Source organism: Pseudomonas lactucae, from assembly GCF_016937615.1.
GTDB lineage: Bacteria > Pseudomonadota > Gammaproteobacteria > Pseudomonadales > Pseudomonadaceae > Aquipseudomonas > Aquipseudomonas lactucae.
Window position 1 is genome coordinate 1 of record NZ_JAFHKI010000119.1, and the last position, 4,021, is coordinate 4,021.

Sequence of the window (4,021 nt, forward strand, 5' to 3'; positions counted from 1 at the left end):
TGAAAAAAGCCGTAGCGCGAGGCCTGGTTCTGGATCAGCCGCTTGGCCTCTTCGTAGTGGCCGTGGTTGAGCACGGCACCGGAACATCGATCAATGGTGGTGACCGCCTTCGCCGTGGACGTGGCCGTGAGCCACTTCTTCCTGGGAGGCATCGCGGATGGCCACGATCTTCACTTGGAAGTTCAGGCGCTGACCCGCCAGCGGGTGGTTGCCGTCGACCGTCACGTCGTCGCCGTCCAGATCACGGATGGTGACGATCTGCATTTGGCCGTCCGGCGCCGAAGCGTGGAACTGCATGCCCACTTCCAGTTCGTCGACGCCTTCGAACATGCTGCGGCTCAGAGTACTGACCAGTTCGGCGGAGTATTCGCCGTAGGCATCTTCAGGTTCTACGGCAACGGTCAGTTCATCACCGACTGCTTTGCCTTCCAGCGCCTTTTCCAGGCCTGGGATGATGTTACCTGCGCCTTGCAGGTAGACCAGCGGCGCGCCGCCGGCTGAGCTGTCGATGACCTCACCAGCGTCGTTGGTCAGGGTATAGTCGATGGAGACAGCCTTGTTAGCGGCGATCGTCATGGGGCGAGACCTTTTGCATAAGAATGAAGAACGGACAAGTCTAAACAAGGATTTGCCCGAAAGCGAACAGAACCCGGACAAACGGGACCGACCAACGGTCTCGACGCTCAGCGGCTTCCATCAGGACGACGACCTTCATTGGGTAGCCGAGCTGTCCTGCGGCCACACCCAGCACCTGCGCCACCAGCCGCCCTGGCAATCACGCGCCTGGGTGCTCGACCCCGCGCAGCGCCTGGAAAAAATAGGCCAACCCTTTGCCTGTGGCTGGTGTGCGCAGGGGCCGAATAACGATAACCTTGGCGCTTGATTCCCGGTAGGCACTCAGCCATAGAGCGCCACCGAAGCCATGCACCTCAAGAGAATTCGCATGCAGACTTTTTTTATCGCGCCCACCGATTTTGGTGTGGGCCTGACCTCCATCAGCCTTGGGCTGGTGCGCACCCTTGAGCGGGCCGGGCTGAAAGTCGGCTTTTTCAAGCCGATTGCCCAGCCGCACCCCGGCGACACCGGCCCCGAACGCTCCACCGAACTGGTGGCACGCACCCACGGCCTCAAACCGCCGCAGCCCTTGGGCCTGGCCCATGTCGAGCGGATGCTCGGCGACGGCCAGCTCGACGAATTGCTCGAAGAAATCATCACGCTGTATCAGCAGGCCGCGGTGGGCAAGGATGTGCTGATCGTCGAAGGCATGGTGCCGACGCGCAGCGCCAGCTATGCGGCACGGGTCAACCTGCACCTGGCCAAGAGCCTGGACGCCGAGGTGATCCTGGTCTCGGCGCCGGAAAACGAAGTGCTCACCGAACTCTCCGGCCGCGTGGAATTGCAGGCGCAACTGTTCGGCGGCCCTAAAGACCCGAAAGTCCTCGGCGTAATCCTTAACAAGGTGCGCACCGAAGAGAGCATGGAAGTCTTCTCGGCGCGCCTTAAAGAACATTCGCCGCTGTTGCGCAGCGGGGATTTCCGCCTGCTCGGCTGTATTCCTTATCAACCGGAACTCAATGCGCCACGCACCCGCGACGTGGCCGACCTGATGAGCGCGCAGATCCTTAACGCCGGCGACTATGAAACCCGGCGCATGACCAAAATCATCATCTGCGCGCGCACCATGCGCAACACTGTGGAGCTGCTCAAGCCCGGCGTGCTGGTGGTAACTCCCGGCGACCGCGACGACATCATCCTCGCCGTCAGCCTGGCCGCGATCAACGGCGTGCCCCTGGCCGGCCTGCTGCTGACCAGCGACACCCTGCCCGACCCACGCATCATGGAGCTGTGCCGCGGCGCGTTCCAGGCCGGGTTGCCGGTACTGTCGGTGAGCACCGGCTCCTACGAAACCGCCAACTTGCTCAACAACCTGAACAAGGAAATCCCGATCGACGACCGCGAGCGGGCCGAGATCATCACCGATTTCGTCGCCAGCCACCTCGACGCGCGCTGGCTGCACCAGCGGTGCGGCACGCCACGGGAAATGCGCCTGTCGCCGGCGGTGTTCCGCTATCAGTTGATCCAGCGCGCCCAGGCCGCCAACAAACGCATCGTACTGCCTGAAGGCAGCGAACCGCTGACCGTACAGGCGGCCGCCATCTGCCAGGCCCGGGGCATTGCCCGTTGTGTGCTGCTGGCCAAACCCGAGGATGTGCAAGCAGTGGCCCGCGCTCAGGGCATCGAGTTGCCTGAAGGCCTGGAAATCCTCGACCCGGACCTGATCCGCCAGCGCTATGTCGAACCGATGGTGGCGCTGCGCAAGAGCAAGAGCCTCAACGCGCCGATGGCCGAGCAGCAACTGGAAGATACCGTGGTGATCGCCACCATGATGCTCGCACTGGATGAAGTCGACGGGCTGGTGTCCGGGGTTATCCACTCCACCGCCAATACCATCCGCCCGGCCCTGCAACTGATTAAAACGGCGCCGGGCTGCACGCTGGTGTCGTCGGTGTTCTTCATGCTGTTCCCCGAGCAGGTGCTGGTGTATGGCGACTGCGTGATGAACCCGCACCCAAGCGCCGCGGAGCTTGCGGAAATCGCCCTGCAAAGCGCCGATTCGGCGTCGGCGTTCGGCATCACCCCGCGCGTGGCGATGATCAGCTATTCCAGCGGCGATTCGGCCAGTGGCGAGGAAGTGGAGAAAGTCCGCGAAGCCACCCTACTCGCCCATGAACAGCAAAGTTCGCTGTTGATCGACGGCCCGCTGCAATACGACGCCGCCGCCAACGAACATGTGGCGCGGCAACTGGCCCCCAACAGCCTGGTCGCCGGCAAGGCCACGGTGTTCGTGTTCCCCGACCTGAACACCGGCAACACCACCCACAAAGCCGTGCAACGCAGCGCCGATTGCGTGAGCCTGGGGCCGATGCTCCAGGGGCTGCGCAAACCGGTCAACGACCTGCCGCGCGGCGCCCAAGTGGACGACATCGTGTACACCATCGCCCTGACCGCGATCCAAGCCGCCAACCGACCTATGGATATCTAAATGCTGGATTTTCTACCTGCCGTCGTGCGCGGGGTAATCGCATCGCTGTTGTTGGCGCTGAACACGATCCTGCTGTGTTCGTTCCTGTTTATCGTCGCGCTGTTCAAGGCGCTACCGTTTGCCAAACGCTTCAGCGAATGGCTGATGAATCACACTCACGAAGCCTGGGTGACCAACAACAAAGGCTGGATGAACCTGGTGCAACGCACTCGCTGGCACCTCAAAGGCCTTGAGGGCCTGGACTATCAGCACTCATACCTGGTGACCAGCAACCACCAGAGCTGGGTCGACATCATGGTGCTGCAATACGTGCTCAACCGCCGTATTCGCCCGCTGAAGTTCTTTCTCAAGCAGGAGCTGATCTGGGTCCCGGTGATTGGCCTGGCCTGGTGGGCGCTGGGCTTTCCGTTCATGAAGCGTTACACCAAGGCCTATCTGGAGAAACACCCGGAGAAGAAGGGCAAGGACCTGGAAACCACCCGCAAGACCTGCGCGAAATTTCGCGACAACCCGGTGGGCATTTTCAACTTTGCCGAAGGCACGCGGTTTACGCCGGGTAAGCACGCCCAACAGAACTCGCCGTTTCGTTACCTGCTCAAGCCCAAGGCCGGCGGTATCGCGTTTGTGCTGGATGCCATGGGGGAGCAGCTCAAATCACTGGTGAACGTGACCATTCACTACCCCGGCGGACGTCCAGGGTATTGGGATTTGCTCTGCGGTAAGGTGAAGGACGTGGTGGTGCAGTTTGAAGAGGTACAGATTCCGGCCGAGTTTATCGGCAAGAATTATGAGCAGGACGGGGAGTATCGGTTAGCGTTCCAGGGCTGGATCAACCGGTTATGGGAAGACAAGGATGCGTTGCTGGAAAAGCTGCATAAAGACTTCCCAGGCAAACGATGATCAACCTGTGGGAGGGGGCTTGCCCCCGATGACGGAGCATCAGTTGATGCAGTTGTAGCTGACCCACGCTATCGGGGG

At 61.4% G+C, this 4,021-nt stretch carries 4 protein-coding genes and 1 pseudogene; 3 read left to right on the plus strand and 2 right to left on the minus strand.

Going from position 1 to position 4,021, the window contains the following annotated elements:
• Both JWR98_RS30280 and JWR98_RS21155 read right to left on the minus strand, forming a co-directional pair.
• Nucleotides 1-80: pseudogene (locus JWR98_RS30280) on the minus strand (hypothetical protein); the annotation flags it as partial.
• 10 nt (nucleotides 81-90) lie between these two features.
• Nucleotides 91-576, minus strand: a complete 486-nt coding sequence (locus tag JWR98_RS21155; protein WP_003171645.1) for an FKBP-type peptidyl-prolyl cis-trans isomerase — start codon at nucleotides 574-576, stop codon at nucleotides 91-93.
• On the opposite strand from JWR98_RS21155, the gene JWR98_RS21160 reads away from it, so the two are divergent.
• The 3 genes from JWR98_RS21160 to JWR98_RS21170 are packed head-to-tail and all read left to right on the plus strand — an operon-like array spanning nucleotide 545 to nucleotide 3,943.
• Nucleotides 545-883 (plus strand): DUF3565 domain-containing protein, encoded by a 339-nt coding sequence (locus tag JWR98_RS21160; RefSeq protein ID WP_078731497.1) that lies wholly within the window; start codon nucleotides 545-547, stop codon nucleotides 881-883. The genes JWR98_RS21155 and JWR98_RS21160 overlap by 32 nt on opposite strands.
• Nucleotides 884-943: 60 nt before the next feature.
• On the plus strand, nucleotides 944-3,043 hold the full coding sequence (pta, locus tag JWR98_RS21165; RefSeq protein WP_078731496.1) for a phosphate acetyltransferase: 2,100 nt from the start codon (nucleotides 944-946) through the stop codon (nucleotides 3,041-3,043).
• The gene (locus JWR98_RS21170; RefSeq protein WP_205491114.1) at nucleotides 3,044-3,943 is read left to right on the plus strand and encodes an acyltransferase; all 900 of its coding nucleotides are present in this window, start codon (nucleotides 3,044-3,046) and stop codon (nucleotides 3,941-3,943) included.
• The last annotated feature ends 78 nt before the right edge of the window (nucleotides 3,944-4,021 follow it).